Source organism: Yersinia sp. 1252 StPb PI (genome assembly GCF_048593885.1).
Classification (GTDB): domain Bacteria; phylum Pseudomonadota; class Gammaproteobacteria; order Enterobacterales; family Enterobacteriaceae; genus Yersinia; species Yersinia enterocolitica_E.
Window position 1 is genome coordinate 1 of the sequence record NZ_JAZGQE010000382.1, and the last position, 1,237, is coordinate 1,237.

Genomic DNA, 1,237 nt, shown 5'->3' on the forward strand with positions numbered 1-1,237 from the left:
ACAAAGAAATGAATATCTTATAATAAAAAGTCTATCGCCTAATGAAATTGCTGTTATGCAAGGGATTAGCCAGGGTTTGACGATTAATGATATAGCCAATAACATCAATGTTAGTCGAAAGACAATTAGTGCATATAAAAGAAAATTGCATGAAAAGTTCAATGCGAAGTCTATTATTCAGTTGTCGATTATTGCTAAGCGTCATGGGCTCCGACAATGACAAGCTCTACTTCACTCAGTAAAAATCATCCTCATCATCCCCCCTAAAATCCCTCCTGCAGTTAACGGTGAATCTGTATCCTGACTTTCACCTATTGCCCATGTTGTTTAATGATTTTTTTGGGTTGTGAATTTAGAACCAGGTAATCAAATCCACCTCATAAGCATAACTATTTCTTGTTACATCATAAAGTTATGCAGCTGTAACGGATAGATCTATACGAGCTGCCCTCCAAATGTTGGGAAAACTGACACTTGGAGGGGGGGTATTATTTACTAATCAAGTTATCCCTATCATTTGACTGATTACGTTCTGTTTTTTTATTAAATATGGAAAGTATTCTATTAGCAACCATATACAATATAGTGAATATAACCACGGTACCTATTATTCTTAAAATAAGAACTGTCAGTCGGTAAGTGTCATTGAATGACTTACTCGCCATATTAATATATCCATTGGTTTGATTGTTTAAAGAGTACTTTTCAGCATTCTCATGAAAATATTGTGCAAACGTTCCTGATCTTTGTTTTGTTACATGAAATGGCACTGCTTTTGAACCAATGGGTAAACGAATCTTATCTCCATTGCTGGTACTGAGCAATGTATCATCAATAAGAACAATAACGTTGTTTCCATCGGGTAACTTTGCAATATAGAATCTGGCGTAGTCTAGTTCATTAATAAGTGTTTTTATTTTACTTTGTGTCCAATAAGGAATGAATTTGGTCTTTTTTTTCCGCCCAGACCCTGAAGTAATAAATCCACCACGTTGAATATCAACAATACCATATAATTCGGTTGGTTCGAGAGACTCGGTTTCTATAGTGAAGTAACTACCCACTCTGATATCTGCTAACGTTTTAATGGTTGGAATAGTATCTCCGGCTTTTTTCCCCTCATACTGTTCACCTGATTTTGCATTTCTAATGTTGCCTTCAGACACTTCACTTTCAAAAAGATAAAAAAACCGTTGGTAAGGCGTGATGGCAGAAATGTAAACGGCAATAAAGAAAA

Annotated in this window: 2 protein-coding genes; one reads left to right on the top strand and one right to left on the bottom strand. The window is 35.4% G+C overall.

Annotation, left to right across the window (positions count from 1 at the left end):
- On the top strand, positions 1 to 220 hold a 220-nt coding region (locus V2A85_RS23780), incomplete at its 5' end, for a response regulator transcription factor (RefSeq protein WP_420072567.1).
- Between the two features lie 268 nt (positions 221 to 488).
- Here the strand turns inward: V2A85_RS23780 and V2A85_RS23785 are convergent.
- A partial coding sequence (locus V2A85_RS23785; RefSeq protein ID WP_420072568.1) for a hypothetical protein occupies positions 489 to 1,237 on the bottom strand: 749 nt, incomplete at its 5' end.